This is a genomic window from Nocardiopsis sp. iso_238 (genome assembly GCF_056173325.1).
In genome coordinates this window covers 728752-752745 of the sequence record NZ_CM149668.1, presented here as the reverse complement: position 1 = coordinate 752745, position 23994 = coordinate 728752, and the positions used below count along the sequence as shown (strand labels likewise).

Annotated in this window: 24 protein-coding genes and 1 riboswitch; of the genes, 12 read left to right on the top strand and 12 right to left on the bottom strand. The window is 71.5% G+C overall.

Annotation, left to right across the window (positions count from 1 at the left end):
- The first annotated feature begins 18 nt into the window (after positions 1–18).
- From AC0VYL_RS03400 to AC0VYL_RS03380, 5 genes are read left to right on the top strand one after another with little or no spacing between them, the layout of a single operon-like run.
- Positions 19–1080, top strand: a complete 1062-nt coding sequence (locus AC0VYL_RS03400; protein WP_475482304.1) for an STM4015 family protein — start codon at positions 19–21, stop codon at positions 1078–1080.
- Positions 1077–2243: an STM4014 family protein gene (locus AC0VYL_RS03395; RefSeq protein ID WP_475482303.1), complete on the top strand. Its 1167-nt coding sequence runs from the start codon at positions 1077–1079 to the stop codon at positions 2241–2243. Before AC0VYL_RS03400 ends, AC0VYL_RS03395 begins: the two co-directional genes overlap by 4 nt.
- Positions 2244–2278: 35 nt before the next feature.
- Entirely contained in the window at positions 2279–3100 is an 822-nt protein-coding gene (locus tag AC0VYL_RS03390; RefSeq protein WP_475483459.1) for an STM4013/SEN3800 family hydrolase, read from the top strand.
- Positions 3101–3111: 11 nt separating this feature from the next.
- Positions 3112–4446 (top strand): STM4012 family radical SAM protein, encoded by a 1335-nt coding sequence (locus tag AC0VYL_RS03385; protein ID WP_475483458.1) that lies wholly within the window; start codon positions 3112–3114, stop codon positions 4444–4446.
- The gene (locus tag AC0VYL_RS03380) at positions 4443–5381 is read left to right on the top strand and encodes an STM4011 family radical SAM protein (RefSeq protein WP_475482302.1); all 939 of its coding nucleotides are present in this window, start codon (positions 4443–4445) and stop codon (positions 5379–5381) included. The genes AC0VYL_RS03385 and AC0VYL_RS03380 overlap by 4 nt, the downstream gene beginning before the upstream one ends.
- Before the next feature lie 39 nt (positions 5382–5420).
- Here the strand turns inward: AC0VYL_RS03380 and AC0VYL_RS03375 are convergent, their stop codons facing one another.
- Genes AC0VYL_RS03375 through AC0VYL_RS03360 form a run of 4 tightly spaced genes read right to left on the bottom strand, consistent with a single transcriptional unit; the run spans position 5421 to position 8093 of the window.
- Complete coding sequence (locus AC0VYL_RS03375; RefSeq protein WP_475459064.1) at positions 5421–5696, bottom strand: DUF6510 family protein; 276 nt, start codon at positions 5694–5696, stop codon at positions 5421–5423.
- Positions 5693–6418 (bottom strand): ferredoxin reductase, encoded by a 726-nt coding sequence (locus AC0VYL_RS03370; protein WP_475482301.1) that lies wholly within the window; start codon positions 6416–6418, stop codon positions 5693–5695. The genes AC0VYL_RS03375 and AC0VYL_RS03370 overlap by 4 nt, the downstream gene beginning before the upstream one ends.
- 3 nt (positions 6419–6421) lie before the next feature.
- Positions 6422–7021, bottom strand: a complete 600-nt coding sequence (locus AC0VYL_RS03365) for a sulfite oxidase-like oxidoreductase (RefSeq protein ID WP_475482300.1) — start codon at positions 7019–7021, stop codon at positions 6422–6424.
- Between the two features lie 58 nt (positions 7022–7079).
- Positions 7080–8093, bottom strand: a complete 1014-nt coding sequence (locus AC0VYL_RS03360) for an alpha/beta hydrolase (protein ID WP_475459058.1) — start codon at positions 8091–8093, stop codon at positions 7080–7082.
- Between the two features lie 236 nt (positions 8094–8329).
- Here AC0VYL_RS03360 and AC0VYL_RS03355 point away from each other — a divergent pair, with 236 nt between their 5' ends.
- The gene (locus AC0VYL_RS03355) at positions 8330–9142 is read left to right on the top strand and encodes an HAD family hydrolase (RefSeq protein WP_475459056.1); all 813 of its coding nucleotides are present in this window, start codon (positions 8330–8332) and stop codon (positions 9140–9142) included.
- Between the two features lie 92 nt (positions 9143–9234).
- Positions 9235–9726: a DUF2087 domain-containing protein gene (locus tag AC0VYL_RS03350; protein WP_475482299.1), complete on the top strand. Its 492-nt coding sequence runs from the start codon at positions 9235–9237 to the stop codon at positions 9724–9726.
- A 212-nt stretch (positions 9727–9938) separates the two neighbouring features.
- Here the strand turns inward: AC0VYL_RS03350 and AC0VYL_RS03345 are convergent, their stop codons facing one another.
- The 4 genes from AC0VYL_RS03345 to AC0VYL_RS03330 form a co-directional block, all read right to left on the bottom strand.
- The gene (locus AC0VYL_RS03345; RefSeq protein ID WP_475459052.1) at positions 9939–10508 is read right to left on the bottom strand and encodes a GNAT family N-acetyltransferase; all 570 of its coding nucleotides are present in this window, start codon (positions 10506–10508) and stop codon (positions 9939–9941) included.
- On the bottom strand, positions 10505–10912 hold the full coding sequence (locus AC0VYL_RS03340) for a lasso peptide biosynthesis B2 protein (protein ID WP_475483457.1): 408 nt from the start codon (positions 10910–10912) through the stop codon (positions 10505–10507). Before AC0VYL_RS03340 ends, AC0VYL_RS03345 begins: the two co-directional genes overlap by 4 nt.
- Before the next feature lie 320 nt (positions 10913–11232).
- On the bottom strand, positions 11233–12936 hold the full coding sequence (locus AC0VYL_RS03335; protein WP_475482298.1) for an albusnodin/ikarugamycin family macrolactam cyclase: 1704 nt from the start codon (positions 12934–12936) through the stop codon (positions 11233–11235).
- A gap of 64 nt (positions 12937–13000) precedes the next feature.
- Entirely contained in the window at positions 13001–13114 is a 114-nt protein-coding gene (locus tag AC0VYL_RS03330) for an albusnodin family lasso peptide (RefSeq protein WP_475482297.1), read from the bottom strand.
- 163 nt (positions 13115–13277) lie between these two features.
- Between AC0VYL_RS03330 and AC0VYL_RS03325 the strand changes: the two genes are divergently transcribed.
- Complete coding sequence (locus AC0VYL_RS03325) at positions 13278–14732, top strand: peptide deformylase (protein ID WP_475482296.1); 1455 nt, start codon at positions 13278–13280, stop codon at positions 14730–14732.
- Between the two features lie 7 nt (positions 14733–14739).
- Here the strand turns inward: AC0VYL_RS03325 and AC0VYL_RS03320 are convergent, their stop codons facing one another.
- From AC0VYL_RS03320 to AC0VYL_RS03305, 4 genes are all read right to left on the bottom strand, one after another.
- Positions 14740–15105: a VOC family protein gene (locus tag AC0VYL_RS03320; RefSeq protein WP_475482295.1), complete on the bottom strand. Its 366-nt coding sequence runs from the start codon at positions 15103–15105 to the stop codon at positions 14740–14742.
- Positions 15106–15166: 61 nt separating this feature from the next.
- Complete coding sequence (locus AC0VYL_RS03315) at positions 15167–15481, bottom strand: DMT family transporter (protein ID WP_475482294.1); 315 nt, start codon at positions 15479–15481, stop codon at positions 15167–15169.
- A gap of 32 nt (positions 15482–15513) precedes the next feature.
- A riboswitch (guanidine-III (ykkC-III) riboswitch) is annotated at positions 15514–15580 on the bottom strand.
- 57 nt (positions 15581–15637) lie between these two features.
- On the bottom strand, positions 15638–16321 hold the full coding sequence (locus AC0VYL_RS03310; RefSeq protein WP_475482293.1) for a GntR family transcriptional regulator: 684 nt from the start codon (positions 16319–16321) through the stop codon (positions 15638–15640).
- Positions 16322–16394: 73 nt separating this feature from the next.
- Positions 16395–17630: a molybdopterin molybdotransferase MoeA gene (locus AC0VYL_RS03305; protein WP_475482292.1), complete on the bottom strand. Its 1236-nt coding sequence runs from the start codon at positions 17628–17630 to the stop codon at positions 16395–16397.
- Between the two features lie 78 nt (positions 17631–17708).
- Between AC0VYL_RS03305 and AC0VYL_RS03300 the strand changes: the two genes are divergently transcribed.
- From AC0VYL_RS03300 to AC0VYL_RS03285, 4 genes are all read left to right on the top strand, one after another.
- Positions 17709–18692, top strand: a complete 984-nt coding sequence (locus AC0VYL_RS03300) for a 2-dehydropantoate 2-reductase (RefSeq protein ID WP_475482291.1) — start codon at positions 17709–17711, stop codon at positions 18690–18692.
- Between the two features lie 82 nt (positions 18693–18774).
- Complete coding sequence (locus AC0VYL_RS03295) at positions 18775–20739, top strand: molybdopterin oxidoreductase family protein (protein WP_475482290.1); 1965 nt, start codon at positions 18775–18777, stop codon at positions 20737–20739.
- A gap of 178 nt (positions 20740–20917) precedes the next feature.
- Entirely contained in the window at positions 20918–23047 is a 2130-nt protein-coding gene (locus tag AC0VYL_RS03290) for an NAD(P)H-dependent oxidoreductase subunit E (RefSeq protein ID WP_475482289.1), read from the top strand.
- Entirely contained in the window at positions 23044–23985 is a 942-nt protein-coding gene (locus AC0VYL_RS03285) for a 2Fe-2S iron-sulfur cluster-binding protein (protein ID WP_475459018.1), read from the top strand. The genes AC0VYL_RS03290 and AC0VYL_RS03285 overlap by 4 nt, the downstream gene beginning before the upstream one ends.
- Positions 23986–23994 lie beyond the last annotated feature (9 nt).

Below are 23994 nucleotides of genomic sequence, written 5' to 3'. Positions count from 1 at the left end.
ACTCCCGACAGGATCCCCGTGCCCAACAGCAGCCATCTGACCGAGTACGCCGGACTGCCCGTGGTGGAGTTCACCGGGTGGGAGACCATCCGCCGGGAGTTCCACATCGCCATGTCCTGGGCGAGCAACCGGAGGGAACGCCACCCCGACCTGCCGCCCTCGTACGAACCGCTCTTCCGCGCGATCGCCGCTCCCGGCTCCGTGGCGTGGCGGCTGCGCGCGGAGGAGGCCGGCTACCACCGGAGGGCCGCGCAGACCCTCACCGAGTACCTGGACGAGTTCGAGCAGCTCGTCCCGAGGGACGAGGTCCGGGCCCTGGTGGTCGGGCACGTCGAGGAGCGGGTCGAGGGCGGCGGAACCCTCCTCGACGAACTGGTCGGCCGCGTGTTCGCGTACACCAACCTCCGTTCCCTGTTCTTCGGGGACGTCATCCAGGAGGAGAACGAGATCTCCTGGATCGAGCACGGCGACCTGGGGCCGCTGCTCGCCGCGCTCCCCCACCTGACGGCCTTCACCGTGCGCGGCGGCAGCGCCGACCTCGACCTCACGATCACCGAGCCCCACGGGCTGAGGAGCCTGACCGTGCAGTCCGGCGGGCTCCGCCCCGAGCTGGTCCGGACCGTGTGCGCGGCGCCCCTGCCCGAGCTGGAGCACCTGGAGCTGTGGCTGGGCGACGAGGAGTACGCCGGTGAGCACACCACCGTCGAGGACCTCGCCCCGGTCCTGTCCGGCACCGCGTTCCCGAGGCTGCGCTCCCTGGGCCTGCGCAACGCCGACAACGCCGACGACTGGGTGGCGGCGCTGGCCGGGGCCCCGGTCACCGCGACGCTCACGGAGCTGGACCTGTCGCTCGGGGTCCTGACGGACCGGGGCGCCCGGATCCTGCTGGACACCCCCGTCTTCCACGGTCTGCGCCGCCTCGACCTGCACCACCACTACCTGTCCGAGGAGACGGAGGGGCGGCTTCGCGCCGCCCTCACCGCCTCGGGGGTCGAGCACGACCTCTCCGAGCGTCTGGAGCCCGAGGAGAACCCCTACGCGGAGGGCGGCCTCTCCTACTACACGGCGGTCTCCGAGTGAGCCGGGACCGGCCGCCCCTCGACCGTCCGCTGGTGGTGGTGTGCGTTCCGGGCAACCGCCGCCTGGCGCTGTTCACCGAGGCGGCGCGGGCGGCCGGGCTCCCCGACCCCGTCCCACTGGACTGGCGCGACCTCGCGGACCCGGAGGCCGGTCCGGTCACCCTGCCGGAGGGCGCGCTGGTGCGCGTGGACTCGGCGGGTGAGGACGCCGCCACCGCCCGCCTGCTGCGCGGCTGGCGGCACGACCCCGACCTCCACCGGGTCGAGGGCGGCGCCGACCAGCACCGCGGATTCGTCCGCGCCCTGGGGCGGCTGTCCGAGGCCGTGGCGGCCACCCCCGGGGCGCACCTCCTCCAGGACGCGGACGACCTGGCCGACCTGTGCGACAAGCGCCGTTGTCACGCGCGGCTGGACGCGGCCGGTGTCCCGGTCGCCCCGGCCCTGCCCGGACCGGTGACCGGGTACGACTCCCTTCGATCGACGATGGCCGGGTCCGGCTGGCGGAGGGTGTTCGTCAAACCCGCGCACGGCTCGTCGGCCGCCGGGGTGGTCGCGCTGGCCACCGCCCCGCGCGGGCGGGTCCGGGCGGTCACCTCGGCCCACCTGGTGCGCGCGGGCGGGTCCGTCGAGCTGTACAACGCGCTGCGGCCCCGCTCCTACACCGACGAGGCCGACGTGGCGGCGATCGTGGACGCGCTCGCCCCCGACGGCCTGCACGTGGAGCGCTGGGTCCCCAAAGCGGGGTTCCAGGGGCGCGTGATCGACCTCCGCGTCCTGGTGGTCGCCGGGCGGGCCACGCACACGGTGGTGCGCTCCTCGCACTCACCGATGACCAACCTGCACCTGGGCAACGCCCGGGGCGACCTGGCGGCGCTGCGCGCGAGCATGGGCCCGCGCGCCTGGCGGGCGGCCACGGCCACGGCGGAGGCGGCGGCGGGGGTCTTCCCGGGCACGCTGCACACCGGGGTGGACCTGCTGGTCTCACCCGGCTGGCGCGGCTTCACGGTCTGCGAGGTCAACGCCTTCGGCGACCTCCTGCCCGGGGTCCTCCACGAGGGGCGCGGCACCCAGGCCGAACAACTGCACGCCCTCGCCACCGGCCGGTTCCCGATTCCGGCACCGCACCCGACACCCGAACACGCACCCACCGGGGAACGCCCTTGAACACCGACGCCGCCTCCGGCCTCCCCACGCCGGACATGAACACCGTGGTGGGCACGCACGACATCCTGCTGCTCACCCTGGACACCCTGCGCCACGACGTGGCGGTCGAGCTGGCCGAGGCCGGACGCACCCCGAACCTGGCCCGGCTCCTGCCGCCGGGCGGCTGGGACGAGCGGCACTCCCCCGCGAGCTTCACCTACGCCTCCCACCTGGCCATGCTCGCCGGGTTCCTGCCGACCCCGGCCGCGCCGGGTCCGCACCCGCGCCTGTTCGCCGCCGCGTTCCCCGGCAGCGTCTCCACCGCCCCGGGGACCTGGACCTTCGACACCCCCGACCTCGCCTCCGGCCTGGCCCGGGAGGGGTACCACACGGCCTGTGTGGGCGGCACGGGCTTCTTCAACCGCAGGTCGGAGCTGGGGTCGGTGCTGCCGGACCTGTTCGAGGAGAGCCACTGGGAGGAGTCGTTCGGCGTGGCCGACCCGCACTCCTTCGAGAACCAGGTGGCCCGCGCGGTCGAGGTGAGCGCCGCCCTGCCAGCGGAGCAGCCGCTGTTCCTGCTGCTCAACGTCGCCGCGCTGCACCAGCCCAACTGGTTCCACCTGCCCGGGGCCACCCGGGAGGACGGGGACACCCGGGCCAGCCACGCGGCCGCCCTGGAGTACGTCGACCGGCACCTGCCGCCGCTGCTGGCCGCGATGTCCGCCCGGCGCCCCTGCTTCGCCATCGTGTGCTCGGACCACGGCACCGCCTACGGCGAGGACGGCTACACCGGCCACCGCATCGGCCACGAGACCGTCTGGACCGTCCCCTACACCCACGCCGTGCTGCCCCACAGCACCGAGGAGGTCGCCGCGTGAGCATCACCCCGATGGCCGAGCCCGTCCGCGCGGACTCCCCCTACCGCTCGTACGTGTACGCCTACCCGCACAAGAGCGCCTACCGCCCCTTCACCGAGCGCCCCCGCCTGGACGACCTGTGGGCGCGCGAGGACGCCAGCGCCCTCTCGCTGTACGCGCACATCCCCTTCTGCGAGATGCGCTGCGGGTTCTGCAACCTCTTCACCCGCTCCACGCCCCCGGCCGAGCAGGTCACCGCCTACCTGGACGCCTTCGAGCGCCAGGCCGAGACGGTCGCCGCCTGTCTGCCGGAGAACGCCGCGTTCGCCCGCGCCGCCCTGGGCGGGGGCACACCCACCTACCTCACCGCCGACGAACTGACCCGCGTCTACGACACGGTCGAACGCCACTTCCCGCTGGACCCGCGCGCGGTCCCGGTGTCCGTGGAGACCTCCCCCGCGACCGCCACCCCGGACCGCCTCCAGGTCCTGGACGCGCGCGGGATGACCCGGATCAGCATGGGCGTGCAGAGCTTCCTCGACTCCGAGGCGCACGCCGCCGGCCGCCCGCAGAAGCGCGCGGAGGTGGACCGGGCACTGGCCGACATCCGCGAGCACGCGCGGGCCGACCTCAACCTGGACCTCATCTACGGCATCGACCGCCAGACCGCGAAGACCTGGGCGTACTCGCTGGACACGGCGCTCTCCTGGGAGCCGGAGGAGGTCTACCTCTACCCGCTGTACGTCCGGCCGCTCACCGGGTTGGGCCGCCGCGCCCGCGCCTGGGACGACCACCGGCTGGCGCTGTACCGGCAGGGCCGCGACCACCTGCGCGAACGCGGCTACGAGCAGGTGTCGATGCGGATGTTCCGGAGGGCGGACGCCCCCGAGACCCTGGCCTCCGCCTCGGACCACCGCTGCCAGACCGACGGCATGGTGGGGCTGGGCTGCGGCGCCCGCTCCTACACGGCCACCACCCACTACTCGTTCGACTACGCGGTGGGAGTGGGCCGGGTGCGGTCGATCATCGCGGACTACGTGGGGCGCGACGCCGCCGACTTCGCGCGCGCGGAGGTCGGGTTCGTGCTGGACGGGGACGAGAGCAGACGCCGCCACGTGCTCCAGTCGCTGCTGCGCGTGGAGGGGCTGGCGGTCGCCGACTACACGGCCAGGTTCGGCGCGCACCCGGCGGCGGACTTCCCGGCGGAGTTCGCGGCCCTGGCGGAGCGCGGCTGGCTGGAGGACGGAGCCCCGGACGCCGCCACCGTCCGGCTCACCGAGGAGGGGCTGGCGCACTCCGACTCCGTCGGCCCCGACTTCTTCTCCGCGCGCGTCAACCGCCTGACCGCCGAGTACGAGGCGTCATGAGCTCCACCGTGGACCTGCCCGACCCGCTGCGGCGGCGTCCGGACACCGCCCTGCCCGCGCACCTCACCCTCCTGTACCGGGGACCGTTGGCCAGCTGCGACTACGACTGCCAGTACTGCCCCTTCGCGAAGCGCCGGGACGGCCCCGAGACCCTGCGGGCGGACCGGGCCGCCCTGGAACGGTTCACCGACTGGGTGGCCGGGAGCACCGGCACGCGCCTCTCGGTGCTGTTCACACCGTGGGGCGAGGGGCTGACCCGCTCCTGGTACCGCCGTGCCCTCACCCGGCTGAGCCACCTGCCGCACGTGGAGCGGGTGGCGATCCAGACCAACCTCAGCGGCCGCACGGCCTGGCTGGCCGACTGCGACCGCGACTCCGTCGCCCTGTGGACCACCTACCACCCGGGCGAGGTCGGGCACGACCGCTTCCTGGGCAAGGCGCGTGAACTCATCGCGCTCGGGATCCGGTTCAGTGTGGGAGTGGTGGGGCAGCCCGAACACCTGGCGGCCGCGCGGCGCATGCGCGCCGACCTCCCCGAGGAGGTGTACCTCTGGGTGAACGCCGCCGAGGGGCTCACCTACACGGACGCCGAGGCCGAGGTCTGGCAGGCGATCGACCCCCACTTCCACTACAGCCGCGACCCGCACCCGAGCCTGGGGATGCCCTGTCGCACGGGTGACAGCGTGCTGTCGGTCGACGGCGACGGCGAGGTGCGCCGCTGCCACTTCGTGGACACCCCGCTCGGCAACCTCTACGACGGCTCCTTCGCCGCCGCGCTCGGCCCGGGTCCGTGCCCGCTCACCAGCTGCGACTGCCACATCGGGTACGTGCACCTGGAGACCCTGGACCTGTACGACGTGTTCCGCGGCGGGGTGGTCGAGCGCGTCCCGGCCGTCCTGCCCCCGCGCGCTCCCGGGAACCCTCCGGAGGCCTGACACCGGCCGGTTCCCCGAAGGCGGACGGCCGCCCCGGCCTCAGCGCGCCTCCGGGATCGGGATGGTGACGCAGCCGGTCCCGCCCAGGTCCAGGACCACGCCCTCCGGGGTGCGCACCAGGCGGAGCACCAGCACGGCGCAGTTCGGGCAGCGGGCGACCAGTCCGGGGCCGTCCGCGTACACCAGCAGCTGGGCGCACACGCCCTCGTCGCCGCAGAGGGCGCACCGGCGCACGGCGGTGGTCAGGTCCACGCTGAAGACCTCCGACAGCGGCCCGGCGAGCACGTTTCCGTCCAGGATGGTCGGTCCGGTCATCGTCCGCCTCCGCTGCCGTAGCGTTCGGTTCTGATCCTGCGCTGGTCGTGGCCCAGCGCGACGAGGCCGTCCGCGACGGTCTCGACGAACCCGGTCGGCCCGCACACGTAGCACTGGGGCGCGAACTCGGCCGGGAACCCGTGGGTGTTCAGGTCGGCCACGCCCAACCGCCGGGGTCCGCGCGCCGCCCCCGGCGGGGCCTCCCGCGTGTAGGCGAGGAAGACGTCCACGCCCGGGTCCGCGGCGGCACCGAGCTCCTTGGCGTAGTAGCGGTCCTCGGGAGTCCGCAGCGAGTACAGGACGCGGAACAGGGCCCGGCTCCCGGTGCGTCGGCGTTCGCGCACCATCGACGCGAGCGGGACCACGCCGGAGCCGCCGCCGATGAGCACGACGGGGTCGGTGGCGTCCGTCCGCCAGACGAACCAGCCCCCCAGGGGCCCGCGCACCCACACGCGGTCCCCGGGCCGGAAGTCCCGGACCAGGTACGGGGAGACCTCCCCGTCGGGTGCCAGCTGGACGGTGAGCTCCAGGCGGTCCGGCTCGGAGGCCGACGCGACGGAGTAGGAGCGCTCGGCCGTGTACCCGTCCTCCGCCCGCAGCTGTACGTCCACGTGCTGTCCGGGCCGGTGCCCGGTCCAGCCGGGCACCGAGAGCACCAGCGTCCGGGCGGTGGGGGTCTCCCACCGGTCGGACTCCAGGACCGCGGGCGTCCACGAGGGCACCGGTCAGTCACCCCGGTAGCGCTGTTCACGCCACGGGTCGCCGTAGTCGTGGTAGCCGCCCTGCTCCCAGAACCCGGGTTCGTCCTCGTGGGTCAGGGTCAGGCCCTTCACCCACTTGGCGGACTTCCAGAAGTACAGGTGCGGAACGAGCAGGCGGGCGGGCCCGCCGTGCTCGGCGGGCAGCGGCTCCCCGTCGAAGGTGTGCACGACCCACGCCCGTCCGTCCGTGAGGTCCTCCAGCGGCAGGTTCGTGGTGTAGCCGCCGTAGGAGTGGGCCAGCACGAAGTCGGCGGCGCTCTCCACGTCCGCCAGCAGCGTGTCCAGGGAGACGCCGACCCAGTCGGTCTCGAGCTTGGACCAGCGGGTGACGCAGTGGATGTCCACGCGCGGCCGTTCCTGGGCCAGACCCATGAACTCGTCCCAGGTCCAGCTGTGCGCGGCCCCGGTCTCGGCGGTGACGGTGAAGGCCCAGTCGTCGGTGTCGACGCGCGGCGTGGGGCCCACGCTCAACACCGGGAAGTCGTCGGTCTGGTACTGCCCTGGCGGAACGCGGTCGGATGCGGCGTCACGCCGACCCTGGAACCCGCGCGTGAACATGTTCATGCTCGCCCCCCTGTCGTGAGACGTTCGCACCGGACACCCGGCGCGCACGGCGGACGGTCTAGCGGACCCCGGCGCCGGTGGACCGCGCGGCCTGCTGGCGGGGCACCGACGAACGGGTGCCGAGGACGTCGCTGAGGAAGTCGCCGGCCAGCACCAGGGCCGCCCGGTTCGCGTGGGTGTCGCGCATGCTGTCCACCATCATGAAGTCGTGGATCATGCCCTGGAAGCGGACCGCGGTCACCGGTACCCCGGCCTCGCGGAGCCTGCGGGCGTAGGCCTCTCCCTCGTCGCGCAGCACGTCGGCCTCGCCGTTGAGCACGATCGCGGGCGGCAGGCCGCGCAACTCCTCCAGCGAGGCCCGGAGCGGGGAGGCGTAGACCTCCCGGCGCTGTGCGGGGTCGGGGGCGTACTGGTCCCAGAACCAGATCATGCCGTCCCGGTTCAGGAAGTACCCGAAGGCGAACTGGTGGTAGGACGCGGTGTCGAAGTCGGCGTCGGTCACCGGGTACAGCAGCGCCTGCCCCCGGAGCGGGACGTCACCGCGGTCCTTGGCCATGAGCGCCAGCACGGCGGCCATGTTTCCGCCGACCGAGTCTCCGGAGACCGCCATCCGCCCGCCGTCGAGGTTCCTCTCGGCGCCGTGGCGCACGACCCACTGGGCGGCCGCGTAGTTCTGCTCGATCGCGGTCGGGTACCGGGCCTCCGGTGAGCGGTCGTACTCGGGGAAGACCACCGCGGCGCCGGTACGGGTGGCCAGTTCGCGGACCAGGCGGTCGTGGGTGTCGGCGCTGCCGAAGACCCAGCCCGCGCCGTGGATGTAGAAGATCACCGGCAGGACACCGGTGGCGCCCGCCGGGCGGACGATCCGGATCGGCACCTGGCCGGTGGGGCCGCCCTCGACGGTGATCCACTCGTCGGTGATCTCCGGTTTGGGCACCCCCTCGCCGCTCTGCACGCCCTCCAGGACGTCCCGGCCCTCCTCGGGAGGGAGTTGGTAGATGAAGGGCTCGTTGGCGTTGGCGTCGGCGAACTCCTGGGCTTCCCTCTCCAGGACCACCCTGTTCTCGGACATGTCTTCTCCACGGGAACGGCGTCAAGGGTCGGGTCTCCGAGCGCGCGCTCCGCCCCGGAACCCGGGGTTGGGGATGCCCGTCCCCCTCAGCCGGGTAACCGGGTTTTCGCAACATTGGACGCCCGCAAGCCAGAAATTGGCGGCGCCGCGACCGGTCCCCCGGCGATCTGCCGCCCGGGTGTGAGATGCGCCGAAACCCCTTCGAATCCGTCACTGCCCGACGCCATAATGTGCCCATGGCCCTTCCTCGCGTGATCGCCACCGACCTTGACGGAACCCTCCTCGACCAGAACGGTCAGGTCTCCCCCCGCAACCACCGTGCCCTCACCGCCGCCGTGGAGGCCGGGATCAGGGTGGTCATCGTGACCGCCCGTCCGCCGCGCACCACCGAAACCTTCGCCGCCATGTTCGACTGCGCCGCCGTGGTCTGCGGCAACGGCGCCCACACCCAGCTGCCCGGGGAGGCCGAGCCGCTCGTGCGGGCGATCGACCGCGACACCTCGGGAACGATCGTGGAGAAGCTGCGGCACTCCCTGCCCGGTCTCGGGTTCGGGGTGGAGACCGGCACGGACTTCTACCACGACACCGACTACCACCTGGAGCCGTGGATCCGGAGCGAGTGGGTCAAGGGCGTGCTGGAGGGCACCGACGCCCTGCTGGCCGCCGCGACCCCGGTCACCAAGCTCATCGCCCGGTCCAAGCAGTACCCGGTGCAGCAGATGTACGAGGCGTCCGTGGCCGCCGTGGGCACGCTCGCGGAGCCGACCTACTCGGGCGGGGCGGGCCTGGTGGAGATCAGCGCGGTCGGGGTCAACAAGGGGAGCACCCTGGCGATGCTGTGCGAGCGCTGGGGGGTGGACCGCGAGGAGGTCGTGGCCTTCGGGGACATGCCCAACGACCGTTCCTCGCTGACCTGGGCGGGGACCGGGTACGCGATGAGCAGCGGGCACCGTGACCTGCTCGACCCCGCTCTCGGCCTCAGGGTGGCCCCGTCCAGCTTCGAGGACGGCGTGGGCCGCGTGGTGGAGGAGATCCTGGAGCGGGCCTGACCGACGGGCCCCGGGGATATTCACTGGCCGGGACCGCGGTGCGGCTCCTACGGTGGCGGGGTCCGTTCCACCTCCGTCCCCGAGGAACCGCCGTGCCGCATCCCGCCCAGCTCGTGTCGTCGCTCTCCGCCCCCGAACGCCTGTCCCTGTTCGCCAGGGCCGTCACCTCGGGGCCCGAGGGCCTGGACCGGGGTGAGGTCCGGGGCACCGCCAGGCACCTGGCCCGGCTCCTCCGGGACGGGCTGGTACGCGAGGAGGGCACGCGGATCGTCGCCGTGCCCGGGATCTTCGCGGAGGCCATGCGCGCGCACCAGGAGGTGACCAGGTCCACCGATCCCGTGGACGCGCTCTTCCACGAGGGGCGGCTCACCTCGATGCCCGCCAGGCGCGAGCTGCGTCTGGCGGCCCTCCGCCGTATCACCGGGCGCCTGTTCGCCCCGGAGCTGGAGTACACGGAGAAGCAGGTGAACACGGCGATCCTGACCTGCTTCGACGACCCCTCCACCCTGCGCCGGTACCTGGTCGAGGAGGGCTTCCTGGAGCGCGAGGACGACGGCAGCCGCTACCGCCTCGCCCGGGGGTAGGGGAAGGGTCCGGTCAGAAGCCCTCGGGCTCCGGCCGCTCTGATGCCATGGTCAGTGGCGCTCTCTCCCCCGTACCCCTCCGCAGCAACGGTCTCCGAACCCGGACGCACGCGGAAGCGGGCTCCGGATCCTCAGATCCCGAGCCCGCCTGGCTCAGTTCCTCCACTTGACCAGCAGCTCAATGACCGACCGCCACGCGTCCGGGTCCCGCGTCAAAGCATCTGCTTGACCAACGAAGGCCCCTCGAACTCTTCGGGGATGGCGTCCATGAGCACTTCATTGACAGTCTGGCCAAGCCACTGGTTCGAGTTGCGACGGACACCCTGTCGTTTGAACCCGGCCTTCTCGTAGGCGCGGATCGCTCCGGAGTTGGGTTCGATGACGGTCAGGTACACACACGCCAGGTTGGTGACGTGGAAGGCGTAGTCCAGAACGAGCCGGGTGGCCTGGGTCCCGACGCCCTTACCGCGAGCTTCCCCCAAAGCGACGACGTACTCGCCGTTCCGCCTCATGGGGTCGACATAGACCTGAGCAGCTCCGACGGGAACAGGGCCTTCGCCGGTGAGATCGTAGACAGTGAACTTCAGCTGCCGGTCACTGGAGTTCTGGTAGCTGTCATAGAAGAGCCTGCCCACCTCGAACGGTTGGGGAGTCTGGCGGTTGTAGCCCACGATCGTCGGGATCGTGTTCTCCCACCTCCAGTACAACTCCTTGAGATCCTCACGTAGCGGGCCGATCCCTGCCCTGGTGTCTCGCAGCCAGATCACCGGAGTGTCGTTCATTCGGTGTTCTTATGTCCTTCCGGGGTCACGTAGAGCCGTGCGTAGCTTTCCGCCGCCAGTTCCGAGGGAGCCGCTCCGTCCAGAGTCTCCACCCATGCGTGGACGGTGATCGGGTCAGTGCTGAGCCCGTGACACCACCGAACACCCTTCCCCGCGAACGTCAGGAGCGCGACGACCGCGATCGACTCTTCCAGACAGGCAGCCCGAACAGGGCTGAACAGACTCACCCGCCGGATGGCATGGACCGCCTGAAGAACCGTCTCCACAGACGCAGGGGGGCGGGGTTTGGCTGTGAGGGCACTCGCGAGCTGGACCATACGTGCCATGCGGCGATGCCGTGGTCCTGCGTTCTGGCAAGCAAGCGTGAAGGTAAGCGCACCTCCAGCCGCGGCGAGCCAGGTCACTGGAGCCCGTCGGGGCGGGTCCAGGGCGACAGGAATCTCGTTGGTCCCCCAGTTCGGGCGCCAAGGCGGAGTTGATACAGGCCTTGGCCACGGTTGAGGACTGGTCGTTGTGCGCAGTGTCCCAGCCGCGCAGAGCTCTTCCGCGAGGAGCCCTCCCACCTCGTTGGACAACGCTGCCACGGCTGAGAGGTCGCCTGTGTCAGCCAGTTCGCGCCACCAGTGCGCGTACGGCCCGATCAACGTGCGTACCTTCCCCGTGGCGTAGTCAATGACCACGACCGCGTAACCGAGATCGCAGGCAACCACCGAGCGCGGGGCGGTCACGTAGTTGGGCACGGCTTCTCCCAACGAATCGGTGCGGCGTTGTCCAGGCTGCGAACCCAGGTCTCTGCGGCGATGGTGTTCTTGAGTTGGTACAGGGGAGGCCCTGTTCCCGCTGCTGCCTGGGAGAGTGCTCGGCGCAGGGCGGGAAGGTCGATGAGGCCGAGTTCGTGAAGGCGCCCGTCCATGAGTCCGAACAGGTCCGGGAGGGCGTCACGCAGCCCGCAGTAGTGATCGGATGTCGCATCACCCTTGGTCGTCCGAGCGAGAAGGCTCGGAGGAAACAGGTCGCTCATAGCCTGAGCGAGGACGGGCTTGTAACGGACAGGGCTCGGTAGAGCGCGGACCGGGATTCTCAGGTATGTGTCGATCAGGTGGGAATCGGTGTAAGGGTTGTGCAGCTCAACCCCCGTGGCTCTGGCCACCTGAACATCGGAATGGGCGCTCCGCCCGATCTCGCTCATGGCGTGAAGAATGTGGTTACCAACCGCCGTACCCGTGGAGATCCCTGGCAGGGAGGCAGGGGCCGGACTCCGACTTCGGTGATGGGCCTCGTTCGTGAACCAGGCGGGCAGTGGCTCGACCAACCCCTGCTGAGATCGGATCAAGCGCCATACGTGAACGAACGACGTGTTGCGGAGCTGCGCCCATTGGGCGGTTTCTTGCATGGCACGGCGGATGTCGCCTTGGCTCATCAGGTCGTTCACGATCTCCAAAGGGGTGGTGAAGAGGTTGTCGCCCCCGTCCCCAGTCATGTGGAGAGCACTGCCAAAGCGGCTGAGCCATGCGAGTTGGTGGCGAAAGAACGCGAACGTGACGGTCGAAGGAGCTGGTTCGTCACTCGCGGGGATGTCCGCGAAGTTCTGGTACGGGACCTCGTTGGGTCCGCAAGGAAGGAAGTACCTGCTGATTCCACCACTCTCGGCAGCGGCGTGAGCATAGTCCAGGTCGCCACCGGTCGTGACACCTGCGGGATGGCCGGTGACCACAGGAAAACTCCCCTGTTGCTGAGCGGCAACCAGTGCGAGCGCGGTCGAGTCGAAACCGCCGGAGAAATCCGACGTGACGGTGCCCGCGGCGGCCAGACGAACATGAACGGCACCTTCGAGAGCGCTACGAAGGTTGTGAGCGTGAGGAGCCCCTGGAATCCTGCGAGGTCGCCAAGTCGGGAGGGTTCGCCGGTGCCCCGAAGGCGCCAGGTCGAGACGATGTCCGGCCGGGACACGCCGCACTCCGTCGAAGTAGGAGGACTCACTGTCTGGGCGTCCGATGTCCGGTGGGTTGATACGACGAACAAGGTGGTTGACGTCTATGCCCGCGTCATCGAGCGAGGCCAGGAGCCGAGCGCTGCTGGCCCAGACCACAGTGTTGGCATACTCGCGAACGTAGACCGGGTTTGCCGACCCCAGGTCCGTCCACACCGAGGTGCCTTTGACCGAGGCTTCCAGCACGACATAAGAGCCAGACCAGAGCCACGCGACATCATCGGGGATACCTCGCTCAGCCAGTTCCTGTACGTGAGGCCCTGGAATTCCACACACTCCGACCACGGCGACAAGGCGCTCCACCGACGCTGCGGTCCGAATCCACTTGGCCGGAAAATCCTCCCCGATCCAGGCTGAGCGCGCTTGGGGCCACAGGTAGCGGGTCCCTGCGGGCCGGGGAACAGTGGCGGGACCTTCATGTCCCCCAAACCACCTCATCGGGCATCCTCTCGGCCACCAGGGCGTTCGAAGGAACCCCTCCGAACGCCCCTTGCGAGGGCCACTAGTTGTAGACCTCGCGCTTGTTCTCGTTGGCGCTCTTCCTACCGCCGAGCGTGAGTTCAGCGGCGTCCCCCATGTCCACGACGAGATCGTCCATCTCGGAAGGGTCTTCCATGACTGCTCCTCCTCTCACATTCCTCGTTGTGGTGGTGGAGAGGTAACCCTCCACCATCGGTAACCACATGGGAACGCGGAAAGGCGAGGTGAGACCAGAGTGAGCGCGATTCAGTTCGGATTCACTCAGGTACTCACGTCATCGGTCCGTCATAATCGACTCCATGTCCACCCCCGGCGGCTTTCCGGCCGCGCTCACACATTGGCGCACACACCGCGGGCTGACGAAGAGGGCCCTCGCCCAAGTGATGGGATTTGACCCCTCCTACCTGAGTCACATCGAGGCGGGCCGCTACCCAGCCAGCGAGGGTTTCGTACGGCTCGCGGAACGGAGGCTCTCGACCGGGGGCGAGCTGTGGCGGATATGGCGGGACGAATCTGGTCCCACCGCAAGCTCCGCTGGCTCCGGTGGACTGTTCGTCGACACGGACCACGCCGAACTCCGCTTCCAGGACGGGATCTACACGGCGCGGATGCGTCGGCGTGTGGTGAACGGCGGGGACGAGCCGGTGAGCCGGTATCTGGTCCGCATCAGCGTGGACCGGTACCCGGGGCAGCCCAAACGGTCCAACGAGCTGTATCGGAACCATCCCCTCACTTGGGAGGGCCTTCGCCTTACCGCCTCCTGTGACGGGGAACCGATGCGTTGGACCGCCAAGCACGACCGGGACTCCTTCAAGGAGGTGTGGCTCAGGTTCGAGAACGAGGCGGGGATGTTCCCGCTCTACCCGGGGCAGAGCGCGACTCTCGAATACTCGTACATCGTCAGCGAGGACCAGTGGGGCCAGTGGTTCCAACGAGCGGTGCGGCTGCCGACTCGTGCGGTCAGTGTGGAGCTGGACTTTCCTGCCGAACTCACCCCTTCGGCCTGGGGCACCGAAACTTCCACCACCGCCGAGGCGGTCCCTCTACGCTCTCCCATACACAGGGCGGAGCAGTCAGAGCGTGTGCGCTTCTCCTGGCATACCGACAGCCCCCCGATAGGCGCCAGGTACCGCTTGGAGTGGCGGTGGCGAACGGGTCAAGAGCCCGTACACACACGTCCCTCGCTGCGGAAGGCCAGCGATCGGATGGTCGCGGCCGGAATCGTCCAAGAGGGCCACCCAGCGTTGGACAACCCGGCAGCGCCGTTCGATCTGCCCCAGGAGTCGGCCGAAGCCGAAGAAGTGGTCGACCATCTCCACCGCGCGATTCAGCGGGTGCGGGACCATCACCACTTCGGGAAGGGCATGGGCCTGGCCGCGCCACAGATCGGAATCACGAGGTCCGCCGCGATCGTCCTGCCTCCCGACCCGGATGCCGCACCCGTGGTCCTGCTCAACCCGCGTGTCATCGACACCTCAACGGAGTCGGACACCCAGTACGAGGGCTGTCTGAGCTTCTTCGACGTACGCGGACTGGTACCACGCCCACGAAGCGTCGAGATCGAGCACACACAGCCCGACGGCGGCACTGTGATCACCGTGTTCACCGACGCCATGGCCCGTCTCGTCGCCCACGAGGTGGACCACCTTCACGGAGTGGTATATCGAATCCGCATGCCCGAAGGTCTACGGCCCATCCCCGTGGAGGAGTATCGGGGCACCGGCCGTTCATGGAGCTACGAGGGATCAGGCTGAACCGGTACTACGCATCATCAGCGGACGGCTTGACCAGGCAGAACTCGTTGCCCTCGGGGTCACGCAGAACCTGGAACGAGCCCTCCTCGTCGGTGACCACCTGCCCCACGGTGGTGGCGCCCTGCTTCACGACGGAGCGGACGGACGCGGAGAGGTCGTCGACGACCACGTCGGCGTGGACGCGGTTGGGGCGGGCCTTGGCCTCCTCGGTCGGCTGGAACGCCAGCCGGGGCTGTCCCGCGGCTCCGTGGAGAACGGCCCAGCCGTCCGACTGGGCCTCGACCTCCCCACCGAGCACGAAGGCCCAAAAGCGGGCGAGGGCGAGCGGGTCGACGGCGTTCACGACCCACTGGGCGACGGATCCGGCAGTCATGCTGGCACAGTAACACCACGTGAGGCGTCCGCCCGGGCACCGAACCCGGGCGGACGGGTGGCTAGTGGAGGACCTTCAGGCCGACGACGCCCGCGACGATGGCGAGCAGGCACAGGGCCTTGGGCACGCTGAAGCCCTCACCGAGGACGAACATGCCGATGAGCGCCGTACCGACGACACCGATGGACACCCAGACGGCGTATCCGGTGCCGAGGGGAATGGTGCGCAGGGCGAAGGCCAGACCGGCCATGCTCAGGGCGAGGGTGACACCGAAGATCACCGAGGGCCACAGACGGGTGAAGCCCTGTGAGGCGTGGAGCGCGGCGGCCCACGCGGTTTCGAGAAGACCGGAGATCACGAGAACGATCCAGGCCATGACCTGTTACCTCCCAGACGTGCGAGCTGTGGTCCGCGCCGTCTTGTCTTGACCGGGTACGGCGCCCCTCGTCCGGAGTCTCAGGTACTCGCAACCTACAACCACCCGTGCGGGGTGGTGCTTCCAGGGTGGGTGGTCAGACGTGTCACCACGGGGTCAGGGCCGGGTGCCGTCGACTTCCTCGTGGTAGGTGCGGCGGGTGCGCTCGGTGTGCTCGCTCATGAGTGCGCGGGCCCGGTCCGTGTCGCCGCGCTCGATGACCTCGACCAGCTGCTCGTGCTCGTCCCAGGAGGCGGAGCCCCGGATCCGGGCCACCGGGGCGTAGTACCAGCGGACCCGGCGGTCCACCTGGGCGGCGAGTTCGGTGAGCACCCGGTTGCCGGAGGCCTCCGTGACGGCGCGGTGGAAGTCGGCGTTGGCCTTGACCACGGCGTCGGTGTCGGCCCGCTCGGCGGCGGCGCGGCCGGTGGAGACCAGCTCGCGCAGGCGGCCGATCTGTTCCGGGGAGGCGTGCTCGGCGGCGAGCCGGGCGGACTCGGCCTCCAGCATGGCGCGCACGGCCAGGAGCTGGTCCGCCTCGCTCTCGGTGGGGGTGTGCACGAACGCCCCGTAGCCGGGCCGCAGGTCCACCCACCCCTCGTTGCTGAGCCGCTGCATGGCCTCGCGGACCGGCTGGCGCGAGACCCCCAGAGTGCGTGCCAGCTCGGTCTCCACCAGGTGCTGGCCCGGGGAGAGCGCACGCGTGGTGATGAGGTCGAGAATGGCCTCGTAGACGGCCTCGCGCAGCGGAACCGGGCGCTGGATGCGTCCCGCGACGGCGTTCAATCCCTCCGAGGGCATGAGGAGTCTCCAGTGTCCGGCTGCACGGTCAGGGTCGTTGTAGACAGTGTACGAAGTCCGTCGCGCGCGTGGGTCACGCTGGCACCCCGACGAGTTCGACGCGGCCGGGGGCCCGGCCGGGCGGAACCACCGCGAGGGCATCGGCCACGGCGACGGCGCGCAGGTCGGCGGAGCCGCTCGCGGGCAGTTCCACCGCGAGGTCGCGGCTGACCCGCACCGGGACCAGCCGGGTGTCGCGGGGGTGCGGGCGCACGTCCCCGACCAGCCGGACCCGCCGTCCCGTGTGCGCGGGGTCCCGCCGACCGGCCCGTCCGCTGAGCACGGGCACCAGCAGGGTGAGGGCGGCGGCGAGGGCGGCCCCGGGGTTGCCCGGCAGTCCCACGACCACGGCCCCCGAGGGCAGGACGGCGAGCAGTTGCGGGTGGCCGGGTCGGCAGGCCACACCGTCGACCACGAACCTGGCACCGAGTGCGGTCAGCGCCGTGCGCAGGTGGTCGGCGGGGCCCGCCGAGGAGGAGCCGCAGACCGCCACGGTGTCCGTCCCCACCACGGAGTCCAGCCGCTCCTCCAGGGCTCCGGCGCGGTCGGGCACCGCGACTCCGGGTTCGCCGTACCCGCCTGCCCAGGCCACCAGCCCGGGCAGTACCGGGCCGATGGCGTCGCGGACGGCACCCGGGCGCGGCACCCCCGTGTGCACCACCTCGTCCCCAGTGACCAGGACGCGCACGCGCGGGCGCAGCACCCGGAGGGTGTCACGGCCCAGACTGGCGGCCAGCCCCAGGAGCGCGGGGGTGACCGGGCTGCCCGCGCGCGCGGCCACCGTCCCGGCCAGGGTGGTCTCGCCCCGGCGCCGGAGGTGCCGCCCGGGCGCCACCTCGCCGCCCAGAAGCGGGGCGGGCCGTCCGGACGCTGCCGTGGCGTCCTCGTGGGGGAGGACGGCGGTGGTGCCGTCCGGCACCACGGCGCCCGTGGCGGTCTCCACCGCCTCCCCCGGCTGCAGGCGTACGACCGGCCCCCGGTGACCGGCGAGCGACCGACCGAGTACGAGCCAGGGGCCCGCACCGCAGACGGCGTACCCGTCCATGGCGGCGCTGTCCAGGGCGGGGACGTCGATGGCGGAGACGAGGTCCGCGCCCAGGGTCGCTCCCCGGGCGTCGGCCAGGGGCACGTCCACGGCCCGCGCCCCGCCCGCCGCACCGACCTCCCGGGCCAGCTCGCGGGCCCGGGGCCAGGGGGTGGGCGCGTGGGTTCCGGACGGGCGGCGGTCACGAAGAAGCGGAGAAGTTTCCCAGGCACCCGAGTCGGGCATTCCTTCTCTCCCTGCCGTGGTGAGGGGATGGATGCGACCGAGCATACTGTATACAGTATGGAATAGGAAGGAGTCCTCATGCGCATCGCCATCCTGGGCGCCGGAGCCATCGGCGCCTACGCGGGGGCCGCCCTGCACCGCGGCGGAGCGGACGTCCACCTCATCGCCCGGGGCGCCCACCTGCGCGCCCTGCGCGAGCGCGGCGTCCGGGTCCTCAGTCCCCGTGGCGACTTCACCGCACGCCCGCACGCCACGGACGACCCGACCGAGGTCGGCCCCGTGGACGCCGTCCTGCTCGGTCTCAAGGCCCAGCACTACGCCGACTGCGGTCCGCTGCTGCGCCCCCTCCTCGGCCCGGCGACCGCCGTGGTCGCCGCGCAGAACGGCATCCCCTGGTGGTACTTCCACGGCGTCGAGGGGCCGCTCGCGGGCCACCGGATCGAGAGCGTGGACCCGGCCGGGGCGGTCAGCCGCGCCATCCCGGTCGAACGCGCCGTCGGCTGCGTGGTCTACGCGGCCACGGAGATCGTGGAACCGGGCGTGGTCCGGCACATCGAGGGCACCCGGTTCTCCCTGGGCGAGCCGGACCGCTCCGACTCCCGCCGCTGCCGCGACCTCTCCGAGGCGATGACGGCGGGCGGGCTCCGGTGCCCGGTCGAACCCGACCTCCGCGTGGACGTCTGGGTGAAGCTCATGGGCAACATCGTCTTCAATCCGCTGAGCGCGCTCACCCGCTCGACCATGGCCCAGATCTGCCGCCACCGCTCCACCCGCGACCTGGCCCGCACCATGATGAACGAGACCCTGGACGTGGCGGCCCGGCTGGGCGTGCGCACCGACGTCTCCGTGGAGCGCAGGCTCGCGGGCGCGGAGCGGACCGGGGACCACCGCACCTCCACCCTGCACGACCTCGAACGCGGCCGTCCGATGGAACTGGACGTGATCCTGTCCGCCGTGGTCGAGCTGGCCGACCTCACCGGCGCCCCGGCGCCCACGCTGCGCGCGGTCGACGCCGTGGCCGGTCTGCTCAACCGGCGGGTCTCCGAACCCGCCCTCGCCTAGCACCCGGCCCCGCACCATTGCCCGTTCCTCCAACATTGCATACAGTATTCCCTTTGAGGCCACGAACCCCGAGCGAGGCCACATGCGCCGTTCCGCAGACCACTCCAACCCCCTCGACCGACTCACCCGACCCCTCGTCCGCGAACACGGAGAACTCCGCCCGGCCACGTGGGAGGAGGCCCTCGACCGCGCGGCCGCCGGCTTCCGGGCGGGCGTCGAACGCCACGGACCCGACTCCTTCGGCATGCTCTCCTGCGCCAGGGCCACCAACGAGATGAACTTCGTCGCGCAGAAGTTCACCCGCGTCGTCGTCGGCACCAACAACGTCGACTCCTGCAACCGCACCTGCCACGCGCCCAGCGTGGCGGGCCTGTCCGCCGCCTTCGGCTCCGGCGGCGGCACCTCCTCCTACGCGGAGATCGAGGACACCGACCTCATCGTCGTCTGGGGCGGCAACCCGCGCTTCGCCCACCCGATCTTCTTCCAGCACGTGCTCAAGGGCGTGCGCAACGGGGCCCGGCTCTTCGTCGTCGACCCCCGCCGCACCCCCACCGCCGAGTGGGCCGACCGCTGGTTCGGACTCAACGTGGGCACGGACATCCCGCTCGCGCACGCCGTGGGCCGGGAGATCCTGCACGCCGGACTGGCCAACGAGTCCTTCGTCGAACGCGCCACCAGCGGGCTCGACGAGTACCGCGCGCTGGTGGAACCGTGGACGCTCGCCGCCGCCGAGGCCGAGACCGGCGTCCCCGCCGAGGCCATCCGGGAGCTGGCCCACGCCTACGCCCGCGCCGAACGCGCCCAGCTGTGCTGGACCCTCGGCATCACCGAACACCACAACGCCACCGACAACGTCCGCGCGCTGATCAACCTGTCCCTGCTCACCGGGCACGTCGGGCGGCACGGATCCGGGCTCAACCCGCTGCGCGGCCAGAACAACGTGCAGGGCGGCGGCGACATGGGCGCCATCCCCGACCGCCTCGCCGGGTTCCAGGACATCCTGGACGCGGAGGTCCGGGCCCCGTTCGAGCGCGCCTGGGGCCGCTCCATCCAGGGCCGCAAGGGCCTGAACCTCACCCAGATGTTCGAGGCGATGGAGGAGGGGGAGCTGAAGACCCTCTACGTCATCGGTGAGAACCCCGTCCAGTCCGAGCCCGAGACGCACAAGACCACCGCCCGGCTGCGGGCCCTGGACCACCTGGTGGTCCAGGACATCTTCCTCACCCGCACCGCCGAGCTCGCGGACGTCGTCCTCCCCGCCAGCGCCGCCTGGTGCGAGTCGGACGGCACCTTCACCAACAGCGAGCGGCGGGTGCAGCTGGTCCGCAAGGCCCTGGACCCGCCGGAGGGCGCCAGGGACGACATCGAGATCATGTGCGCGCTGGCGACCCGGCTCGGACACGACTGGGAACGCCCCTCGGCGGAGGAGATCTGGGACGAGGTGCGCTCGCTGTCCCCCATGCACCGGGGCATGAGCTACGCGCGCCTGGCCGAGCACGACGGCATCCAGTGGCCCTGCTACTCGGAGGACACGCTGGAGCCCAGCTACCTGCACTCCCGGCTGTGGTCGAAGGACCCGCGCGAGCGGGGCGAGCCCGCGCCGTTCGGGATCGTCGGCCACTCGCCGCCGGTGGACCTGCTGGACGAGGACTTCCCGTTCCGGCTCACCACCGGACGCCGCCTGGACGACTACAACACCGGCGTGCAGACCTCGGGCTTCTCCTCTCCGCTGCGCCGGGGCGAACTGCTGGACCTGTCCCCGGAGGACGCCGCCAAGCTGGGGATCGAGCACGGCGAGACGGTCCGGGTGACCTCGCGGCGCGGTTCGGTGCTGGTCCCGGCGTCGGTCACCGCGTCCATGCGGCCGGGGCTGGTGTTCATGACCTTCCACTTCCCGCACCAGGTGGACACGCAGCTGCTCACCATCGACGCCACCGATCCGATCGCCGGGACCGCCGAGTACAAGGCGGCCGCGGTGCGGATCGAGCGGGTGGGGCCGCGTCCTCCGGAGCGGCGACGGGAGGTCCCCGACCAGGTGCCGGGCTGAGACCCGCGCGCCGAGGCGGGCCGTCCCCGGTGGGACGGCCCGTCCGGGGTGCCCGTAGGACCCCCACCCTCACGAACCCACTCGGGAACCAGGGTTGTCATTCCGGAGGACCACTCTTACTGTCTTCTGTATACAGAATCCTGTGATCTGTCCTACACACGATTGAGGTGATCCGGGCGTGGACCTGCGACTTCTGGACGAGGTGGCCACCGACGCCGAACGCGACGCCGTCGACACGCTCCTGGGGGCGCCCGCGTCCGGCTGGGAGGGCGGGACCCGTCAGGACTCCGACCTGCGCTACGCACGTGGCGGGCACGCCGCACGCGACCAGCGCGACCTGCTCCTGCCCGCCCTGCACGCCGTCAACGACCGCGTGGGCTGGATCAGCCGGGGCGCGCTCAACCACATCTGCCGCAGGCTCACCGTCCCCCCGGCCGAGGCCTACGCGGTGGCCTCCTTCTACGCGATGTTCGCCCTGCACGAGCGCCCCCGCCGAGTCGTGCACCTGTGCACCGACATCGCCTGCGCCGCCTCCGGTTCGGGCGCGCTCCGCGAGCGCCTGGCCGCCCGCCTGGGCCCGCCCGGCGGCCACTCCGACGACGCCGGGGCCCCCGGCACCACCTGGCACGAGAGCCCCTGCCTGGGGATGTGCGAGCGCGCCCCGGCGGCGCTCGCCCTCGAAGCGGGAAGCCCCGCGCGGTACGCCGTCGCCGCCCCCGCGACCCCCGACGCCCTCGACTCCCTCGCCGAGGCCCCGCCCACGGAGCCGGAGTCCGCGACCGGCTCCGGGGACGACACCACCGGTCCCGACGGCACCGCCAACGGCTCAGCGATCGCCGACCCGCCGACCCCGGTCGGCGCCGTCGACGCCGTCAACGGGCACTCCCTCGACGGCCACCGCCCCGGCACCACCACCTACGCCGCCGACCCCCTCCTCGGCGGCGCCCCCGAACCCGACCCGGCGGCCGCGGTCCCCGACGCCGGTTCCCCCGACCACGTCCTGCTGAGCCGGATCGGCCGCGTGGACCCCCTCAGCCTCGACGACTACCGCGCGGCGGGCGGGTACGCGGCGCTCCGCGAGGCCCTGCGCCTCAGCCCCGCCGGGGTGATCCGCGAGGTCACCGACTCCGGGCTGCTCGGCCGGGGCGGTGCCGCCTTCCCCACCGGCCGCAAGTGGAGCGCCACCGCCCAGCAGCCGGACACCCCGCACTACCTGGTGTGCAACGCCGACGAGAGCGAGCCCGGCACCTTCAAGGACCGGGTCCTCATGGAGGGCGACCCCTTCTCCGTGGTCGAGGCCATGACCGTCGCCGGGTACGCGATCGGCGCCCGCACCGGCTACCTCTACATCCGGGGCGAGTACCCGCGCGCGCTGCGCCACCTGGAGAACGCCCTCTCCCAGGCCCGGGAGCGCGGACTGCTCGGACCCGACGTCCTGGGGTCCGGCTTCTCCTTCGACATCGAGATCCGGCGCGGCGCGGGCGCCTACATCTGCGGCGAGGAGACCGCCATCTTCGGCTCCATCGAGGGACAGCGCGGCGAGCCCCGCACCAAGCCGCCCTTCCCCGTGGAGAAGGGCCTGTTCGGCAAGCCGACCACGGTCAACAACGTGGAGACCCTGGTCAACGTGCTCCCCGTGCTCCTCATGGGCGGTCCGGCGTACGCCGCTGTGGGAACGAAGGGCTCCACCGGGCCCAAACTGTTCTGCGTGTCCGGCGGCGTGCGCCGCCCCGGCCTGTACGAACTGCCCTTCGGGGCCACCCTGGGCGACCTCGTCGAGGCTGCGGGCGGGATGCCCGAGGGGCGGTCCATCCGCGCCGTGCTCCTGGGCGGGGCGGCCGGGACCTTCGTCCGGGGCGACGAGCTGGACATCCCGCTGACCTTCGAGGGGGCGCGGGCCGCCGGGACCTCGCTGGGTTCGGGCGTGGTGCTGGTCCTGGACGACACCGCCGACCTCGGCGCGACCCTGGCGCGCGTGGCCGCCTTCTTCCGGGACGAGTCCTGCGGACAGTGCGTGCCCTGCCGGGTGGGCACGGTCCGCCAGGAGGAGTCGCTGCTGCGGCTGCGCTCCGGCGCCTCCCCCGCCCAGGAGCTGCCGCTGCTCCGGGAGGTCGGCCTGGCCATGCGGGACGCCTCCATCTGCGGCCTGGGCCAGACCGCGTGGAACGCCGTGGAGTCCGCGATCGACCGGCTCGGCCTCTACTCCGAGTCCGACGGCACCGGCTCCCCGGCCCCCGACAGCCCACGGAACACCGACCCGCACACCCCAGCCCCGGGCGACCGGGCTGCGACCGAGGAGGCCCGATGACCGTCCCCGTACTCCTGCCCACCCCCCGACGCCTGATCGACGCGACCATCGACGGCGCGACCGTCCGCGTGCCGGAGGGCACCACCGTCCTGGAGGCCTGCGCCGCCGAGGGCACCGAGGTGCCCACCCTCTGCCACGGCGACACGCTCACCCCCCGCAACGCCTGCCGCGTGTGCGTGGTGGAGGTGGAGGGCGCCCGCACCCTCGCCCCGGCCTGCTCCCGCAAGCTGGAGGAGGGCATGAGCGTGGCCACCGACTCCGAGCGGGTGCGGCACAGCCGGAAGGTGGTCCTCGAACTGCTGGGCTCCTCGGTGGACCTGTCCACCACCCCGAAGGTCGCCGGGTGGATGGACCGCTACGAGGCGGAGCCGGAGCGGTTCGGCCCCCGGGCCGAACCGGCGGCGCTCGGCGTCCGCGACGCCCGGCGCGCGGGCGAGCACGAGCCCGGCGACGGCGCGGAGGCCGCCACGGTCGAGCAGCCCCCCAAGGTCGACAACGACCTCTACGTGCGCGACTACTCGAAGTGCATCATGTGCTACAAGTGCGTGGACGCCTGCGGCGACCAGTGGCAGAACACCTTCGCGATCGGGGTGGCCGGGCGCGGGTTCGACGCCCGCATCTCCACCGAACACGACGTGGAGCTCCCCGACTCGGCCTGTGTGTACTGCGGGAACTGCATCGAGGTCTGCCCGACCGGGGCGCTCTCGTTCGCCACGGAGTTCGACATGCGCGCGGCGGGCACCTGGGACGAGGAGAGCCAGACCGAGACGACCACGGTCTGCACCTACTGCGGGGTCGGGTGCAACGTCACCCTGCACGTCCAGGAGAACGAGATCGTGAAGGTGACCTCGCCGCACGACAACCCGGTGACGCACGGAAACCTCTGTATCAAGGGCAGGTTCGGCTTCCAGCACGTACAGCGGCGCGGCGACGGCTGAGGCACGGGG